The organism is Ruegeria sp. AG1, assembly GCF_056541705.1.
In genome coordinates, this window is sequence record NZ_JBQFYU010000002.1 from 1 (window position 1) to 17,419 (window position 17,419).

Here is a 17,419-nt window from a genome sequence, read left to right on the forward strand (position 1 = left end):
CAGGTCGTCTTGGTAGTTGGGGTCTGAAGGATCAAGCGCGGCAATGTCGTCGGCAATGTCGTCGCTGCTGCGGCCGTCATAGCTTTCGTTCAGTTCCCTCAGCTCGCGCCGTGCGTCATAGAGATCTCCGCGCAGGTCATAGTAGGTTTCCGCAGCGGCCTGATAGGTCGCGATCTTGCCGACATTGCTGTTGGGAGACGCGTTGCGAAACGCCGGAGCTGCCGCTTTCGATGCGTTCAGATTGCGCAACTTGTCCGAGCCGTACGGGGCGGTAATCGCAGCCACAAGCGGATCGCGGTATCTACGCTTGTCCAGGTTTTGTTCGTCGTATCGCTTGGTGCGATAGTCCGAGCGAGCAACTGGTCGCGGGGAGTATTCGACCGGAGCAATGGACGCTTTGCGGTAGGCTTTGTTTACGCGTTTTCCGCTGGCCTTGGGTTTCACGCGTGAGCGTTTGCCGAACAGTTCTTCTACATCGCGTTTGAACTCTCGCCCAACGTTCGCGAGGGTTGTTTTCTGAACTTTGCCGCTTCGCGACTTGTTGTTGGAAGGTTTTTGGGACTTCGCTTTCTGCTTGTTGCCATTTCCGAATATGTTGCGAGCGCGTTGAGTTGTGGACTTGGCTTTTTGTTTTTTGCTATTTCCAAATAGGTTGCCAGAGCGTTGGGTTTTGGACTTCGCTTTCTGCTTGTTGCTACTTCCGAATTGGTTGCGAGAACTCAGGGTTTTGGATTTGGCTTTTCCATGATCCTTACCGGCATTTTTTGCGCCGTTGCTTTTGCCAGATTTTCCCTTTTCGCCGCTCTTGCCCCCGTCTTTTCCTCCCTTACCGGAATTCCCCTTGCCACCTCCGTTGCCCCTTCCGTTCCCCTTGCCTTTGCCGTTGCCTTTATCGTTTTTTGCGTAAGCCGCATCCGGCGCAAAGGCAAAAGTCGCAACGGTACCGGACGCCAGCACCAATGCAGAAATGGTCAAAAAAGATGTCAGGTAATTGCGAAGTTTAGATTTGGTCATCTCAGCCCCCCAGCATCGATCCATCTGGTTTATACCACGAATCTCAAAAATGTGGGGAGTATCGCTTCGATTGTTTCCTCTGAAGCTATTTCGAGGGCAAAATCTATGACTTTGTCTTGTTTTTAGCAGCGTTGATCTACTTCGGCGCGCAGTGACGTCTAGCGAGTCAACTCTCGCATGCCCTGTTCCAACCCGGCCAGCGTCATTGGCACCATGCGGTTTTCGAAAATCTCTTGAATCATGCCGATGGAGTGGGTGTAGCCCCAGTATTTCTCGGGCACCGGGTTGATCCACAGGTTTGAGGTCCACTGCTCGCGCGCGCGCTGCAGCCAGACTTGGCCTGCTTCTTGGTTCCAGTGCTCGTTGGCGCCGCCGGGATAGGCGATCTCGTAGGGACTCATCGAGGCGTCGCCGACAAAGATGCATTTGTAGTCGCCGCCATAGGTGCGCAGCACCTCGTGCGTTGGGATCTGTTGGTCCCAACGGCGGCGGTTGTCGCGCCAGACGCCTTCGTAGAGGCAATTGTGGAAGTAGTAATATTCGAGATGCTTGAACTCGGTCCGCGCGGCCGAGAACAGCTCTTCAACCACCTTGATATGCGGGTCCATGGAACCGCCGACGTCGAGAAAAAGCAGGACCTTGACCGCGTTATGTCGCTCGGGGCGGGTTTTGACGTCGAGATAGCCGTGTTCGGCAGTGGCGCGGATTGTGCCGTCCAGGTCCAGCTCCTCCGCCGCGCCCTCGCGGGCCCAGCGGCGCAGGCGCTTCAGCGCGACCTTGATGTTGCGCGTTCCCAGTTCAACAGTGTCGTCTAAGTTCTTGAATTCGCGCTTGTCCCAGACCTTAACCGCGCGCTGGTGGCGGCTTTCCTTCTGGCCTATCCGCACGCCTTCGGGGTTGTAGCCATAGGCCCCGAACGGAGAAGTCCCCGCCGTGCCGATCCACTTGTTCCCCCCCTGGTGACGGCCTTGCTGCTCTTTCAGGCGTTCGCGCAAAGTGTCCATCAGCTTGTCAAAGCCACCAAGGGCTTCGATCTTGGCCTTTTCCTCGTCCGACAGGTGTTTTTCGGCCATCTTGGCCAGCCAGTCCGCGGGGATGTCGACCGCCTCCAGCACCTGATCGAAACTGATCTCACCCAGCCCCTCAAAACTGGCGGCAAAAGCGCGGTCGAACTTGTCGATATTGCGCTCATCCTTCACCATCGAGACACGGGCGAGGTAGTAGAACGCCTCGACATCATACGTGGCCAAGCCCTTTTTCATCCCCTCCAGAAAGGTCAGATATTCCCGCAGTGAAACCGGGATGCCTGCTTTTCTGAGGTTTTCGAAAAAGGGCAGGAACATGGGCTACACCAAGAACCGCACAAGGATCAGAGACAGGATCAGGCCCAAAAGCGCAAAGGCGATGCCGTAACCGGCCGCGTATTGCGCCATGTCAGCCCGGTTGCCGTTGCGCTTGCGCGCGGCCATTACGCCAAGGATCGCACCCAAAACAGCCATTCCCACTACTACGAGCATTCGTCTGTCATCCGCCTGTATTGTTTCTCGACGTTCCAGCGTCGCCCTCTGCCAGAGACCGGGCCACCAGATCCGAGCCAAACCCGTATCGCGCCCATCCGATACTGTCCAGCCTGACCGCACGTGCTTGCTGCTCCTGTCCGGCTTGTTTCAGAGCCTCGGATTTCAACAGCAGCAACGTCGCCAGAAGTGACGCGTTCTCGGCCCGTGTTATCACGTCAATTGCGGAGTTCAGGTCGGGCAGGATTTCGGGCCCTCTGTCCTGCGCCAGCGCAAAAGAGGCCGTTTGGGCCGTGACATGCGCGCGGTGAACCTCGGTTCCGGGGGTGGCGTTTAGGAATTGCAGCGCGATCTGATAGTTCTGCAAGGCGGCGGCGGGGTCGCGAAACTGGATCATGCGGCCCATCAGGTAGTGCGGATAGGCGCGGCGGTGGTCGGTCCAGCCCTGTCGGCGCCCGATTTCGGCCGCGCGTTTTGCGGCGCGCAGCTGTCGGGGGGATCCGGGACCGGGGCCGAGGGCTTTATTGATCGCGTCGACCCATTCGCGCGGGGTTTCGGTCAACGGCTGCACCGGCAGCCGGTCGCCGCGCGGGTTGAGGCGGTTGAGCAGGCCGGGGATCACGGTCTCGACCTGTTCACGGGTCATGCCCGAGCGCAGCTCCGGCGAATAGGCCGCCCGCAGGATCAACATATCGAACCCGGTCAGAACGGTGTGGATATTGTCATCGTTGAACACGGAATCGGGCAGATGATAAAGGTCGTTGAGCGGCCCCAGCGCCTGCGCCAGTTCCTCATGCAGGCAATCGCGAATTTCCTGCGGGCTGACATCTGCAGGGATGAAAATGCCCAGACGCTCGCGCTGTTGTAACTCGGTCCAGCTGCTTTTGGGCTTGCGGCGGTCGCGGCGGTATTCCTCAAGGCTCGATGAATTGGGGACCACAAAGCAGGCAGCATTGGGCAGGATGCGTTGAATATCGCGCTGAGTGACGGCCTCAATAGTGATGTTGGCCTGACCTTCGGGAATTTGCCGGATGTCGATCCTGGCCTCGCGCCGAATGCGGTTCAACAGGCTGGTCAGGTCGCGCTGCATGCTGGCCGTGGGCGTGCCCGTCAGGCGCACGGTGACGGGTGTTTCGAACCGGGTGAAAACCGGCAGCTCAACGCCGCTTTCCAACGCAAAATGCAAGTCTAGGAAATCGGCAGCAATGTTGGTATTGGACCGCGCAGGGGGCGTTGGCCGCGACGCCGAGAACGACTTGGTGGGGGGCAGGGATTGCTCAACGACCTTGACGTTGTCCGGCAATTCGATCCGTTCGACCGTTGTACAGGCTGACAGCGCCAACACTGCAACGAAGGCGACAAACCGCTTCATGCGCGATTGTACTTTATGAACGGCGTCAGGGTGCCAATCCGATCATAGAGCTGGCGTGCGGTGTGATTGAACTCTTGCGTTAGCCAATAGACTGCCGGAGCGCCTTGGCGATCGGCCTCATCATAGACCGCCTGAATCAGGGCGCGCCCGACGCCGGTTCCGCGCGCCTCGGGGCGGGCGAACAGGTCCTGGAGATAGCAGACATTCTCCACCTTCCAGCCATGACGGTGAAACAGGAAATGCGTCAATCCCACCAGCTTGCCGTCCTGTTCGGCAACAAAGCCCGAGAAATCCTGCGGGTCATCGCCCAGCAGACGTTCGAATGCCGTCTCGTAGATCGTGTCGGGCAGGGTGGTTTCATAGAACGCAAGATAATCACGCCACATCTCGGCCCATTGGGCCTTGTCCTCGGCGGTCAGTGGGCGGATTTTGAGGTCTTTGGCCAAGCGATGCGTCCTGCTTATATGGTTTCTGGGATGCTGACACCCGGACCGCCAAGAAGCAAGCCGCGCTCACACCCTGTTCAACGTCGACTGCGTGCCATGAAGGCCAATCGCTCGAACAAATGCACGTCCTGTTCATTTTTTAGCAGCGCGCCGTGCAGTTTTGGAAGCGCGTTAGCCCCTTCGCGTTTGAGGTCTTCGGCACTCAGATCCTCGGCCAGCAGCAATTTCAACCAGTCCAGAACCTCGGAGGTTGAGGGTTTCTTCTTGAGGCCCTGGGTGTCGCGAATTTCGTAGAATTGCGTGAGCGCGGTGGTCAGCAGCGCGTCCTTGATACCAGGATGATGGACTTCGACGATGCGGCGCATCGTGTCCTCATCCGGGAAGCGGATATAGTGAAAGAAGCAGCGGCGCAGGAATGCGTCGGGCAGCTCTTTTTCGTTGTTCGAAGTGATGATCACGATCGGGCGGTTCTTGGCCTTGATCGTCTCGCCGGTCTCGTAGACGTGGAACTCCATTTTGTCGAGTTCCTGCAGAAGGTCATTGGGAAACTCGATATCCGCCTTGTCGATCTCATCAATCAGCAGCACGACCTTTTCGTCGGCCTCAAACGCCTGCCAGAGTTTGCCCTTGCGGATGTAGTTCGAGACGTCATGCACACGCTCTTCGCCCAGCTGGCTGTCCCGCAACCGGCTGACAGCGTCGTATTCGTAGAGGCCCTGCTGCGCGCGCGTGGTGGATTTCACATTCCACTCGATCATGCGCAGACCCAACGCGCCGGCGACCTGTTTTGCCAATTCGGTCTTGCCAGTGCCGGGTTCCCCTTTGACCAGCAAGGGGCGCTCCAGCGTGACGGCGGCGTTCACGGCGATGGTCAGATCATCAGTTGCGACATATTCGGCTGTGCCTTGAAAACGTGCGGTCATCGGGTCCTCTTGCTGTTTCCGGCGAAACTGTGGTGTCCGGGTTACAGAGCGATGGGGAATTTGACAAGCCGGGCCGCTGCGTCGGTGAATCAAATTTACCTGCGACTCCAACCGCTTTTGCATGATTCGCAGGCAGGTGCCTTTCTCGAGGGTTGAACAATGCCCTGAAATTGCCTGTCGATTTTCACAGAAAAACAAGGATTTGTTGTTTTAAGTCTCATATTTAGATGAAGGCTTGCGACGGGGCGTCGGTTCTACGTTTGTGTAGTGACATTCCAGTGCCCGTCGGCTAAACGCTGCGCAGAAGGGAGAGCCAAATGTCTGGTGAAGCAACCGTGACCGACGTTACAGGCCATACCGAGGGAGCAAATATGAAGCAGGAAGTTTTTCTGCCGGAGGACTACCGTCCGGCCGAAGATGAGCCTTTCATGAATGATCTGCAGCTTGAGTATTTTCGCCGCAAGCTGCTGGACTGGAAGACAGAACTACTCGCAGGCAGCCGCGACACGATCGAAGGGCTGCAGGACAACACCCGCAACATTCCGGACGTCGCCGACCGCGCCAGTGAGGAAACCGACCGCGCGCTGGAACTGCGCACACGGGATCGTCAGCGCAAACTGGTGGCGAAGATCGACTCGGCCCTGCGCCGGATCGACGAAGGCGAATACGGGTATTGCGAAAAAACAGGCGACCCGATCTCGCTGAAGCGCCTGGATGCGCGCCCGATTGCGACCATGACACTCGAGGCACAGGAACGGCACGAGCGTCGCGAAAAGGTCCACCGCGACGATTGATCGTCCTGAAATGTGAATAATTCAAACGCCGGGGCCTGTTGCTCCGGCGTTTTTGCGTTAAGGCAAGGCCATGAAGATCAACGGTTTGAAGTTTTGCGTGGTGGGCGGCGGCATTGGCGGCCTTGCGGCGGCGTTGGCCCTGCGCCAGCGCGGGGCGCAGGTGACCGTGTTAGAGCAGGCCCCAGCGCTGACCGAGGTCGGAGCAGGCCTTCAGATAAGCGCCAACGGGATGTGCGTTCTGCGCGCTTTGGGGGTTGCGGGAGATCAGCCTGAAGCCGCGCAATTCTCGTACGGAACTACTCTGCGCGACTATCGCACGGGCCGAGTGATCAGTCGTATTCCAGCCCCGGCGGCGGGCCCGACATTCTACTATCACCGCGCCGATCTGCTAGAGCTGTTGCGACAGGCATCAGAGGACGCAGGTGTCGACATACGCCTTGGTGCGCGAGTGCAGACGGTTCGCAAACACCCGTCCGAGGCCGAGATTGTGCTGGATGATGGACAGCGCCTTCGCGCCGAATGTGTCATTGCGGCAGATGGTGGACGCAGCGCCTTTCGCCCGATCCTGAATGGCCCCGAGGCTCCTGCCTTTACCCACCAGATCGCCTGGCGCGCCACGGTGCTTTGGGAGGACCGGGTTGAGAGACCGCAAGCCTCACTGACTATGGGGCCGGGGCGCCATGTGGTCACCTATCCGCTGCGCGATCAACGCCTGATGAACATCGTCGCAATTGAAGAACGCTCGGACTGGCAGCAGGAAAGCTGGCGCGTTAAGGGCGATCCCGACGACTTGCGCACGCGGTTTGCCGATTTTGGCGGGCCGGTGAGGGACATTCTGACAAAGGTCGAAGAAACGCATCTGTGGGCGCTGTTCCTGCGTCCGGTGGCCGAGAGATGGCAGAACGGACGCTTGGCCCTGTTGGGCGATGCCGCCCATCCGACGTTGCCCTTCATGGCACAAGGGGCGTGTCTGGCGCTTGAGGATGCCTGGGTTCTGGCACACTCTTTCGACAGCCAATCGGGTGTGAAGCAGGCTCTTGCAGCCTACGAATCCGCGCGCCAGCGCCGCGCGCAACATGTGGTCGCTGCAGCATCCGCTAACGCGCGCAACTTCCATCTGCGGGGTCCGATGCGTCTGGCCGCGCAAGCGGTTCTGGCAGCGATTGGTCCGCGCCTGACGCGAAAATACGACTGGATTTACAACTACGACCCGACCGTCTGATCTCAGATGTCCAGATCGACCCAAACCGGCACGTGGTCCGAGGGTTTTTCGTGCCCACGCACTTCTTTGTCGATCTGACAGTCCCGCATCAAATCTGCGGCCTGCGGGGTCAGTAGAAAATGGTCGATGCGAATGCCGTCATCCTTGTTCCACGCTCCGGCCTGATAGTCCCAGAAAGAATAGTGGCCCGCACCTTGCACGCGGGCACGGAAAGCTTCGGTGAAGCCAAGGTTCAGGATCTTGCGGAACGCAGCCCGGCTTTCGGGCCGGAACAAGGCGTCCTCGCGCCATGCATCGGGGCGTTTTGCATCTTCTGCTTGGGGAATGATGTTGTAGTCGCCCGCAATTAACGCAGGCTCTTCGCTGGCCAACAGGGCACGGGCGCGATCGTACAGACGCTCCATCCACGCCAGTTTGTAGTCGTATTTTGGCCCGGGCGTTGGGTTTCCGTTCGGTAGATAAAGGCCACAGACCCGCAGCGCCTGCTTGCCGACAACAGTTGCTTCGATCCAACGCGCTTGTTCATCTTCATCGTCACCGGGCAAACCGCGCGTCACATCCTCCAAAGGTAGCTTCGAGAGGATTGCGACGCCGTTAAAGCTCTTCTGACCATGTGTCTCGACATTGTACCCGCGCTCTTCGAAAATTTCGCGGGGGAAGTTCTCGTCGATGGATTTGATTTCCTGCAAAAGAACCACGTCTGGCTGGGCATCATCTAGCCAACGTGGCAAGGCTTCGGCCCGCGCTTTTATGCCATTGATGTTGAACGTGGCGATTTTCATGCGCGATCCTCCGAAGCTGTTTGCAACCTATCGCCCAGAATGATCGCAGCGGCAAGGTGGTGGACGGGGTTGCGAGGCTCTGCCTCGCGCTCCGAGGTATTTTTGGCCAGATGAAGAAGCGGATCCTTAACCAATTTGGTTGTAGAAAAGAGATGCGGTACAAGCGGAGGCGCCGATGACCGCGCCAGGTGAAGCTCTCCGGCGTTCAGGTCGGAGAGTGGATCCCCGCTTCATCTGGCTGAAAATACCTTGGGGGTGTGGGGGCAAAGCCCCCACGTGGCTTACATGGAAAACGATGTTCCGCATCCGCAAGAAGACGTCGCGTTTGGGTTTTCGATCACGAACCGCGCGCCGATAAGTTCCTGGGTAAAATCAATGACTGCATTTTCCAGAAAGGGCAGGGAGATCGAGTCGACAATCACCTTTTGGCCTTTGCCTTCCAGCACAAGGTCGTCCTCTTTCGGTTCGTCCAGCGCGATTTCGTATTGAAAACCGGAACATCCGCCGCCTTCAACGGCGACTCGAAGGGCCTGACCCTGATTGGCAGCACCGATTTCAGCAAGGCGCTCAAATGCTCGTTCTGTGACTGTCGGAGGCAGATTCATGCCAGACTCCAAAGGTTTATTTCCCAACCAACGTACAATATATGAAACCTATCGACAGGCGACAAGGACCAGACTTTTGGACAGAGCGGGTTTTGCCTCGGATCCAGGCCGCGCACGGGGGCGGTTGGTGCCTGAGGAGGAAAGCAGTTTCCGGTCATGCTTTCAGCGTGATCGTGATCGCATCATTCATGCCAGCGCGTTCCGGCGGCTCAAGCATAAGACGCAAGTTTTTGTCGAACATGAAGGCGATAGCTACCGCACCCGCCTGACGCATTCGATTGAGGTGGCTCAGGTCGCGCGCACAATTGCTGGGGCTTTGGACCTGAACCCAGAGCTTACCGAGGCCATCGCGCTTGCGCATGACTTGGGTCACACACCTTTTGGTCACACGGGTGAGGACGCGCTGCATTCTTTAATGGCCCCTTACGGCGGTTTTGACCACAACGCGCAGGCCATCCGCATCGTCACCAAGCTGGAGCGCCACTATGCCGAGTTCGACGGCTGCAATCTGACATGGGAATGTCTGGAAGGGATCGCAAAGCACAACGGACCGGTGACCGGAGAGCTGCCTTGGGCTCTGGCCGAATGCAACGGCGGATTTGATCTGGAACTGCACACCCACGCCAGTGCCGAGGCACAGGTGGCGGCCTTGTCGGACGATATTGCCTATAACAACCACGATCTGCTGGATGGGCTTCGGGCCGACCTGTTCTTTGACGATGAAATCCAGCTACTCCCGATTGTGGGAGAGTGCTATGCGGCGGTTGATCGGGCCTATCCCGGACTTGACCCGTATCGCCGCCGGCATGAGGCGTTGCGGCGGGTTTTTGGTGTTATGGTCTCGGATGTGATTGATACATCGCGAGAGCTCATTGCCAGATCGGGGGCGCAGTCGGTTGAGGATATCCGGCACTATGGTGCTCCGGTCATTCAATTTTCTGACGGGCTTTGGGCGCAACTTAAGGAGATCCGCGCTTTCCTGTTCGCGCGGATGTATCGCGCCCCCAGTGTGATGGAGGTTCGGGAAAAAGTGGCGCGTGTGGTCGAAGACCTGTTCCCGATCTATCTGAATGATCCCAAACAGATGCCGACCCGCTGGCATAACGATATCGAAGCCGCGCAGGATGAGACCGCGTTGGCGCGGATCGTTTCAGATTACATTGCGGGCATGACAGATCGGTTTGCGCTGCAGGATCACAAGCGCCTGACCGGCCAGTAACTATTCGATCCCGATATAGGCCAGCGCCCAGACCTGCTGACCGGCCTGTTCCGCAGCCAGATCAGCGTCGTCGGTAGGCGGGAAGACGATCATGGTAGGACCGTAGCCGCCAATGCCCATCGGGCTGCCGTCTGCATGGGTCGCGACAATCGGGTTGTGGGCCTCAATACTGCTCCAAGGAATTTCGGCCTGATACCCGTCCAGTGCCATGGGTTTGGCGGTTCTTCCCTCAGCTCCGGCCATTGACATCACCGCCGACAGAAGAGGGCCAGAGAACGTGATCTCGCGTTTGTTGCCTTCGGGGCCGTAGGGGATCGTGATTTCGGTCTGATCAAGCGCATCCAGCATCGCGGTGTCGAAACCGGCGGCTCCGTTATGCGTGACCTCAAGATATCCAAGAAGACCGCCGTCATTCTCACCGCGTGCTGGCAGGTTGGTCTCAGAGACTGCGCCACCCAATGTCAGCAAAACGTGCCCCTTGGGCGCAGGCATCTCGGCCCATACGGGCGTCGCTAAGGCAAGGACAAGGGGCAGGACTAGGCGCATGGGTCGTCTCCGGTTTTGCAATCCTGCCCAAATTAGCCTTGTTCGGGGACAATCCAAGCCCAAACCGACGCCTTCCATTGACCTTGACGCTTTGCGTGGTAAACCGCCGGGCAAGCAAAAGGACATCCGAAATGAACCTGTTTTCCGAGATCCGCGGCCTTGTACTGGACGCGTTGGCGCAGATGCAGTCCGAAGGCGCTCTGCCCGAGGGGTTGTGCTTTGACAACGTGGCGGTCGAGCCGCCGCGCGATGCCGCGCATGGCGATATGGCGACCAATGCGGCGATGGTGCTGGCGAAGCCAGCCAAGATGAAGCCGCGCGACATTGCAGACGCTTTGGCATTCAAGCTGGCCGCCGATGACCGGATCACCAGCGCTGAGGTTGCGGGGCCGGGGTTCCTAAACCTGCGTCTGGCCGCGACGGTCTGGCAGGGCGTTCTTGCGCGCGTGTTGGAGATGGGCACGGACTATGGCCGCTCGACCATGGGGCAGGGGCAGAAGGTCAACGTGGAATATGTCTCAGCCAACCCGACCGGGCCGCTGCATGTGGGACATACGCGGGGCGCGGTGTTCGGGGACGCTCTGGCGAGTTTGTTGGCCTATTCCGGCCATGACGTGACGCGTGAGTATTACATCAACGATGGCGGCGCGCAGGTGGATGTGTTGGCGCGCTCGGCCTATGAACGATATCGCGAGGCCAATGGGCTGAGCCCCGAGATTGCCGAGGGTCTTTATCCTGGTGACTACCTGATCCCGATCGGCGAGGCGCTGAAAGAGAAATACGGCGACAGCCTGATCGACAAGCCCGAGAGCGAATGGCTGGAAGATCTGCGCAACTTTGCGACCGACGGGATGATGGACCTGATCCGCGCCGACCTGAAGGCGCTGGGCGTTGAGATGGACGTTTTCTTCTCGGAGAAATCCCTCTACGGCACGGGCCGGATTGAAGCCGCGCTACAGTCGCTGACCAACAAGGGACTGATCTACGAAGGCGTGCTGGAGCCGCCCAAAGGCAAAAAGCCCGAGGATTGGGAGCCGCGCGAGCAGACCCTGTTCAAATCGACCGAACATGGCGATGACGTCGACCGTCCGGTCAAGAAATCGGATGGTGCATGGACCTATTTCGCCCCGGATATTGCCTATCACTATGACAAAGTCAGCCGTGGTTTTGACGCTCTGATCGACGTGTTTGGCGCGGATCATGGTGGCTATGTCAAACGGATGAAGGCCGCTGTTTCGGCGCTGTCTGACGGCAAGGTGCCACTGGATATCAAGCTGACCCAACTGGTGAAGCTGTGGAAAAATGGAGAGCCGTTCAAGATGTCCAAACGGGCCGGGAACTTTGTCACCCTGCGCGATGTGGTCGATCAGGTTGGCCCGGATGTGACCCGTTTCGTGATGCTGACCCGCAAGAACGACGCGCCTCTGGATTTCGATTTCGACAAGGTGCTGGAGCAGAGCCGTGAGAACCCCGTGTTCTACGTGCAATACGCCCATGCCCGCGTTATGAGCGTGCTGCGCCGCGCAGCTGAAGCCGAAATTGCCGCCGATGATGCGACCCTTGTGGGCGCCGATCTGGGCAAGATCGATCATGCCTCAGAGTTGACTGTAGCCAAGAAGCTGGCCGAATGGCCACGCTTGGTTGAGATCGCGGCCCGCACCAACGAACCGCACCGCGTCGCGTTCTATCTGTATGAATTGGCCGGGGATTTTCATGCTCTGTGGAATAAGGGCAACGAAGAAACTCAGCTGCGCTTCATCCAGGATGGCGATGTTGCCACAAGCCAGTCGAAAATCGCATTGGCCCGTGCCGTTTCTGTTGTGATTTCAGCAGGCTTGGGTATTCTTGGCGTTACTCCGGCGCAGGAGATGCGGTAACCAATACCGCCCGAACCGCCGGTCTGAGGCAGACAAGAAATGACCCGCGCGCTTTAATTTCAGGCGCAATCGGGCGGTGAGGCGGACATGACGAGTTACGATTACTCGGGGCATCAAAGCCCCGGGCAGATGCATTACCCGAATCAATCCTATGCCGATGATGGGTATGATTACCCTGACGAAATGGCCGACCATGCCGCGCCGCGCCGCGGGTTTGGTGTTAGTAAAGCGATGAATGTGTTGGGGGCGGTCGCTTCTCTGGCGCTTGTCGCCGGGGTCGGTATATGGAGCTACAAGCTGGTGATGCGCGATGTCAGCGGCGTACCGGTTGTGCGCGCCGCCGAAGGTCCGATGCGCATTCAGCCCGAAAATCCGGGCGGGCGCCCCGCAGATCATCAGGGTCTGGCCGTGAATGCGGTTGCTGCCGAAGGCTCGGCAGCCGCCCCTGCGGATCGTCTGATCCTGGCTCCGCGTCCGGTCTCGCTGACGGATGAGGACCTGCCCGCCGGTGAATTGAAGCCGACCAAAGCTGTTCATGTCGTCGAAGAGCCTATCTCGAGCGAAGAGGCCGCGGCGCTGCGGCAGAACGCAGTGGACGCACTGGTAGCCGAACTCGCGGGCGAGGCGGCTCGTGCCAATGATGAACAAACCGAGGATGGCGTGCAGTTGGCGTCTCTGGTGACGCCCGAGGAAGAGCCTGCGATTGACCCGGCGGATTTCGCCGCAGCCCTGCCAGACCCGGCCATTGCCGAGCTTCCGGGCGTGCGCCGCTCGTTGCGCCCGCAGACCCGCCCGGCCCGCCGTGCGGAGGTCACCGATACGTCTGAGACAGCGATCAACGCGGCCGTCAAATCCGCCGTTGGGTTGGATGTAGACCCTGACACGCTGAGCAAAGGCACTCGTCTGGCGCAGCTTGGCGCTTTTGAGAGCGCGGATGTCGCTATATCCGAATGGGCGCGTCTGAACGGTCAGTTCGGTGAGTATATGGATGGAAAACAGCGCGTTATCCAGAAAACCTCAAGCGGTGGCCGCACCTTCTACCGGTTGCGCGTGCTTGGCTTTGATGACCTGAGCGACTCGCGCCAGTTCTGTGCGGCGCTCGTTGCGCAAGGGGCCGACTGTATCCCGGTGGCCGTCAGGTGACGTTCGGGGCCGCGATTTCTGACGCAGAAGCGCTGCGGCTGACCGATGACGAAAGGACCCTGTTCCGTGAGATGAACCCGTTTGGGTTCATCCTGTTCGCCCGCAACATCGAAAGCGCCGATCAGGTCCGCGCCTTGTGCGACGACTTTCGCGAGGCCGTCGGACGAAATTGCCCTATCACGATTGATCAGGAGGGAGGCCGTGTTCAACGTCTGCGCGCTCCTCTGGCGCGCGAATGGATGCCGCCGCTCGATCATGCTGAACGGGCCGGAGAGCATGCCGAACGCGCCATGTACTTGCGCTATCGCCTGATTGCGCATGAGCTATTTGAGCTGGGGATCGACAGCAACTGCGCCCCGATGGTGGATGTTGCGCGCCCGGAAACGCACGCCTTTCTACGCAACCGCTGCTACGGCAGCGATGCAGAAAACATCGCTCAGCTTGGGCGCGCCGTTGCACAGGGGCATCTGGACGGCGGGGTATTGCCTGTCGTCAAGCACATGCCCGGTCATGGCCGCGCCACGCTGGACACACATTTCGACCTGCCGCGCGTCGACCTGCCGCTTGAAGAGCTGACACAGACTGATTTTGCCCCGTTCGAGGCTCTGAACGACCTGCCAATGGCGATGACCGCGCATTTGGTGTTCGAACAGATCGATCCGACTCCGGCCACGATCTCGGCCCCGATGATGAAGGTCATTCGCGAGGTGATCGGCTTTGACGGACTGGTCATGACCGATGACATTACCATGAAGGCGCTCAGCGGGTCGGTGCCCGAGCGCGCGGCACAGGCCTTGCAGGCAGGCTGTGATGTCGTGTTGCACTGCAACGGCAGCTTCGCCGAGCGTCGTAATGTGCTTGCGGCCGCGGGCCAGATGACCGAGGCGGCGCAGGTCCGCGCAGATCGGGCCTTGGCCATGCGCAAAAAGCCCGCCGAACTTGACATCGAGGCCACTGAGGCTGAACTATCTGCCCTAATGGGCGGGCAGGTATATGAACGATAATCTTTTCAGCGAAGATCCGGTTTCGGTCGCTGACCGGCTGGCAGCCGAAGCGCTGATCGTTGACGTCGACGGGTTCGAAGGCCCGTTGGACGTGCTGCTGACCCTATCGCGGACGCAAAAAGTCGACCTCCGCAAGATCTCGGTTCTGGCACTGGCGCAGCAATATCTGGCTTTTGTCGAAAAGGCGCGAGCGCTGCGGATCGAACTGGCCGCCGACTATCTGGTGATGGCCGCTTGGCTGGCCTTTCTCAAATCCCGCCTCCTGCTGCCGCCTGACCCGGACGATGAGGGGCCTTCGGGAGAGGAACTCGCCGCGCATCTGGCGTTTCAGCTCGAACGCCTGCAGGCCATGCGCGATGCCGCCGCCCGGCTCATGGCGCGCGACCAGTTGGGGCGTGATTTCTTCAAGCGTGGGCAGGCCGAAGACGTCACCCGCATTCGCACTGTCACCTATTCGGCTACGTTGTTGGACCTGATGCAGGGCTATGCGCGCATCCGCACCCGCGATGAATTCCGCCCCTTTGTGATGGACCGCGACTCGGTGTTCACGATGGAGCAGGCGCTGGAGCGTATGCGCCCTCTGATCGGGTTTGCCGGTGCCTGGACCGATATGGAGACCTATTTGCCCGACGGATGGGACGGTGATCCGGTGCGGCGACGCTCGGCTACGGCGGCAACCTTTGCGGCCTCGCTGGAGCTGGTGAAAGAAGGACATATGGAGATCAAGCAAAGCGACACCTTTGCCCCGATCCATCTGCGCAAGAGGACCGAGACCCGTGACTGACGCCCCCGAAGAAACCGGCACCCTGTTCGAAGCGCCCCCTCTGGCCGAGCAGGAGCGGATGGTCGAGGCGGTGTTGTTTGCCAGCGCCACGCCGGTGACAAATGCCGATCTTGAGGCGCGGATGCCGCATGGTAGCAATGCGGCGCAAGCCGTTGATTTGCTTCAGAAACGTTACGAGGGCCGCGGTGTACGCGTGGTCAAGGTGGGTGAGGCATGGGCGATCCGGACCGCCCCTGACCTTGGCTTTCTGATGCAGAAAGAAACGGTTGAGACGCGCAAACTGAGCCGCGCGGCAATCGAAACACTTGCCATCGTGGCCTATCACCAGCCTTGCACGCGGGCCGAGATCGAAGAGATACGCGGTGTCTCCGTCTCGCGCGGGACAATCGACCAATTGCTTGAGATGGAGTGGATCCGACTGGGCCGTCGCCGCATGACGCCGGGCCGCCCGGTGACATTCGTCGTCACACCCGAGTTTTTGGATCATTTCGGGCTGGAAAACGCCCGCGACCTGCCGGGCCTCAAGGAATTGCGCGCCGCTGGCTTGTTGGAAAATCGCCCGCCGCCGGGTGCAATCCCGCTGGGTGAAGGGCGCGAAGACGAAGTTGACGAAGATCAGACCGAACTCTTCGAGGAAGAGTGATCAGACAGCCCTTTTGCCGCCGCATGGATACCCTATCTTTAGGCGCAGGAAACGGAGTTGAACAATGAATGCAAATCGGATCATCGACATGATCGTCCGCCAGGTCACGCGCCGTCTTGTCAACAAAGGGATCGACAAGGGGTTTGATATGGCTAGCCGTATGGGCGGTTCGTCGGATTCAGGCGATACCCAACCGAAAGGGAAACCGGGGCCGGCCCAGTCGCAGAGTATCAAACAGGCCAAGCAGATGACCCGTCAGATGCGGCGGTTCATGCGGTTTTAGGTAGCTGCCTTGAAGTGTTTGGACAGTTTCAGGCCCTGTCCCTGATAGTTCGAGGCAATGCCTGCGCCATATAGTTGCGTGGGCATTTCGGACATCTTCTCATAGACCAAGCGCCCGACGACCTGACCGTGTTCCAGCACGAACGGGGCCTCGTGGCAGCGGACCTCTAGCACACCGCGCGATCCGGCACCCCCTGCGGCGGCATGGCCAAAGCCGGGGTCGAAGAAGCCCGCATAGTGAACACGGAACTCACCGACCATGGCCAGATAGGGGGCCATTTCCGCCGCGTACATGGGCGGGATATGCACCGCCTCGCGACTGACAAGGATATAAAAAGCGCCGGGGTCGAGGATGATGCAGCCATCACTCGTGCGCACCTCTTCCCAGTAGTCCTGTGGGTCGTATGCGCCGATCCGGTCCAGATCAATCACGCCGGTATGCGGCTTTGCGCGGTAGCCGACCAGATCGGTGTCGGGCAATTGCAGATCGACCGAAAAGCCCAAACCGTCCTGAATGACGGCAGGTCCATCGACCAGCGGGGATTCGGTGTGCAGGGCGGTCAATTCCGCGTCGCTCAGAACGGCCTGACCTTCACGGAAGCGAATCTGGTTCAACCGCATACCGGGCCGGACAAGAACCGAGAAGGACCGCGGGCAGATCTCGGCGTAAAGCGGACCGGTATAACCCGCGGGCACCCGGTCGAACTCGGTGCCGCCATCGGTGATGGTGCGGGTCAGCAGGTCCAGCCGCCCGGTTGAGCTTTTGGCATTCGCCACCGCGCTGGTCTCGGCGGGCAGGGCGAGTGATTCCATCAACGGCACCAGATAGACGCAGCCTTTCTCGAGGACGGCCCCATCGGTGATATCGATCCGGTGCATTTCGAACTCGGCCAAACGGTCGGCGACCGATCGCCCTTCGCCCGCAAGGAACGAGGCGCGGACGCGGTAAGCCACTGTTCCCAAACGCAGATCAAGGCTGGCGGGTTGCACCTGTGCCGGGATCACATCCGGGCTGGCACTGATCTCGCCACGCGCAATCATCGCTTCGATCTGCTGGTTTGGGCATACACCTGTCATTTCGATCCCCCCTGATGCCAGAGCGGGATCTGGCCTGTCTGCCATAAACGTCGGTGTGATTTGGTCGGGCTAGCAGGACTCGAACCTGCGACCTTCCGTCCCCCAGACGGACGCGCTACCAGGCTGCGCCATAGCCCGACGTTGGAGTGTTCATAACGGTTTTCCCGGC

18 protein-coding genes and 1 tRNA gene are annotated in these 17,419 nt (G+C 59.4%); 9 read left to right on the plus strand and 10 right to left on the minus strand.

The genetic code is table 11. From position 1 onward, the window contains the following. Positions 1-1,172: 1,172 nt before the first annotated feature. The 5 genes from ACR0B5_RS02385 to ACR0B5_RS02405 form a co-directional block, all read right to left on the minus strand. The gene (locus ACR0B5_RS02385) at positions 1,173-2,357 is read right to left on the minus strand and encodes a vWA domain-containing protein (protein ID WP_480538163.1); all 1,185 of its coding nucleotides are present in this window, start codon (positions 2,355-2,357) and stop codon (positions 1,173-1,175) included. Between the two features lie 3 nt (positions 2,358-2,360). Further along, positions 2,361-2,531, minus strand: coding sequence for a hypothetical protein (locus tag ACR0B5_RS02390; protein ID WP_170373958.1), 171 nt, complete (start codon positions 2,529-2,531; stop codon positions 2,361-2,363). Between the two features lie 7 nt (positions 2,532-2,538). After that, the gene (locus ACR0B5_RS02395; protein WP_480538165.1) at positions 2,539-3,903 is read right to left on the minus strand and encodes a DUF2927 domain-containing protein; all 1,365 of its coding nucleotides are present in this window, start codon (positions 3,901-3,903) and stop codon (positions 2,539-2,541) included. Further along, positions 3,900-4,349, minus strand: a complete 450-nt coding sequence (locus tag ACR0B5_RS02400; RefSeq protein ID WP_480538167.1) for an N-acetyltransferase family protein — start codon at positions 4,347-4,349, stop codon at positions 3,900-3,902. The genes ACR0B5_RS02395 and ACR0B5_RS02400 overlap by 4 nt, the downstream gene beginning before the upstream one ends. A 77-nt stretch (positions 4,350-4,426) precedes the next feature. Then, the gene (locus tag ACR0B5_RS02405; RefSeq protein WP_480538168.1) at positions 4,427-5,272 is read right to left on the minus strand and encodes an AAA family ATPase; all 846 of its coding nucleotides are present in this window, start codon (positions 5,270-5,272) and stop codon (positions 4,427-4,429) included. Between the two features lie 371 nt (positions 5,273-5,643). Here ACR0B5_RS02405 and dksA point away from each other — a divergent pair, with 371 nt between their 5' ends. After that, entirely contained in the window at positions 5,644-6,066 is a 423-nt protein-coding gene (gene dksA / locus ACR0B5_RS02410) for an RNA polymerase-binding protein DksA (RefSeq protein WP_170374347.1), read from the plus strand. Positions 6,067-6,136: 70 nt separating this feature from the next. Continuing rightward, a complete protein-coding gene (locus tag ACR0B5_RS02415; protein ID WP_480538170.1) occupies positions 6,137-7,288 on the plus strand; it encodes an FAD-dependent oxidoreductase in 1,152 nt (383 codons plus the stop codon). Positions 7,289-7,290: 2 nt separating this feature from the next. On the opposite strand, the gene xth is transcribed toward ACR0B5_RS02415, so the two are convergent. Both xth and ACR0B5_RS02425 read right to left on the minus strand, forming a co-directional pair. Further along, positions 7,291-8,070: an exodeoxyribonuclease III gene (xth, locus tag ACR0B5_RS02420; RefSeq protein WP_480538172.1), complete on the minus strand. Its 780-nt coding sequence runs from the start codon at positions 8,068-8,070 to the stop codon at positions 7,291-7,293. Between the two features lie 281 nt (positions 8,071-8,351). Beyond that, on the minus strand, positions 8,352-8,675 hold the full coding sequence (locus tag ACR0B5_RS02425; RefSeq protein WP_170373953.1) for a HesB/IscA family protein: 324 nt from the start codon (positions 8,673-8,675) through the stop codon (positions 8,352-8,354). Positions 8,676-8,751: 76 nt separating this feature from the next. Here ACR0B5_RS02425 and ACR0B5_RS02430 point away from each other — a divergent pair, with 76 nt between their 5' ends. Next, positions 8,752-9,894: a deoxyguanosinetriphosphate triphosphohydrolase gene (locus tag ACR0B5_RS02430; RefSeq protein ID WP_480538173.1), complete on the plus strand. Its 1,143-nt coding sequence runs from the start codon at positions 8,752-8,754 to the stop codon at positions 9,892-9,894. Here the strand turns inward: ACR0B5_RS02430 and ACR0B5_RS02435 are convergent, their stop codons facing one another. Next, a complete protein-coding gene (locus tag ACR0B5_RS02435) occupies positions 9,895-10,440 on the minus strand; it encodes a putative pterin-binding protein (protein WP_480538175.1) in 546 nt (181 codons plus the stop codon). It lies immediately after the preceding gene. A 131-nt stretch (positions 10,441-10,571) separates the two neighbouring features. On the opposite strand from ACR0B5_RS02435, the gene argS reads away from it, so the two are divergent. From argS to ACR0B5_RS02465, 6 genes are all read left to right on the plus strand, one after another. Beyond that, complete coding sequence (gene argS / locus ACR0B5_RS02440) at positions 10,572-12,317, plus strand: arginine--tRNA ligase (RefSeq protein ID WP_480538177.1); 1,746 nt, start codon at positions 10,572-10,574, stop codon at positions 12,315-12,317. Positions 12,318-12,404: 87 nt separating this feature from the next. Further along, positions 12,405-13,460, plus strand: coding sequence for an SPOR domain-containing protein (locus ACR0B5_RS02445; RefSeq protein ID WP_480538179.1), 1,056 nt, complete (start codon positions 12,405-12,407; stop codon positions 13,458-13,460). Continuing rightward, a complete protein-coding gene (gene nagZ / locus ACR0B5_RS02450) occupies positions 13,457-14,464 on the plus strand; it encodes a beta-N-acetylhexosaminidase (RefSeq protein ID WP_480538181.1) in 1,008 nt (335 codons plus the stop codon). The genes ACR0B5_RS02445 and nagZ overlap by 4 nt, the downstream gene beginning before the upstream one ends. Beyond that, the gene (locus ACR0B5_RS02455) at positions 14,454-15,248 is read left to right on the plus strand and encodes a segregation and condensation protein A (RefSeq protein WP_170483405.1); all 795 of its coding nucleotides are present in this window, start codon (positions 14,454-14,456) and stop codon (positions 15,246-15,248) included. Before nagZ ends, ACR0B5_RS02455 begins: the two co-directional genes overlap by 11 nt. Further along, positions 15,241-15,891, plus strand: a complete 651-nt coding sequence (gene scpB / locus ACR0B5_RS02460) for an SMC-Scp complex subunit ScpB (RefSeq protein WP_170676278.1) — start codon at positions 15,241-15,243, stop codon at positions 15,889-15,891. The genes ACR0B5_RS02455 and scpB overlap by 8 nt, the downstream gene beginning before the upstream one ends. A gap of 64 nt (positions 15,892-15,955) precedes the next feature. Next, positions 15,956-16,174 carry a hypothetical protein gene (locus tag ACR0B5_RS02465; RefSeq protein WP_170466411.1) on the plus strand — a complete coding sequence of 73 codons (219 nt, stop codon included), beginning with the start codon at positions 15,956-15,958 and terminating at the stop codon, positions 16,172-16,174. On the opposite strand, the gene ACR0B5_RS02470 is transcribed toward ACR0B5_RS02465, so the two are convergent. After that, positions 16,171-17,250 (minus strand): 2'-deoxycytidine 5'-triphosphate deaminase, encoded by a 1,080-nt coding sequence (locus ACR0B5_RS02470; RefSeq protein WP_480538183.1) that lies wholly within the window; start codon positions 17,248-17,250, stop codon positions 16,171-16,173. The genes ACR0B5_RS02465 and ACR0B5_RS02470 overlap by 4 nt on opposite strands. A 61-nt stretch (positions 17,251-17,311) precedes the next feature. Then, positions 17,312-17,388 (minus strand) — tRNA-Pro (locus ACR0B5_RS02475). Positions 17,389-17,419 lie beyond the last annotated feature (31 nt).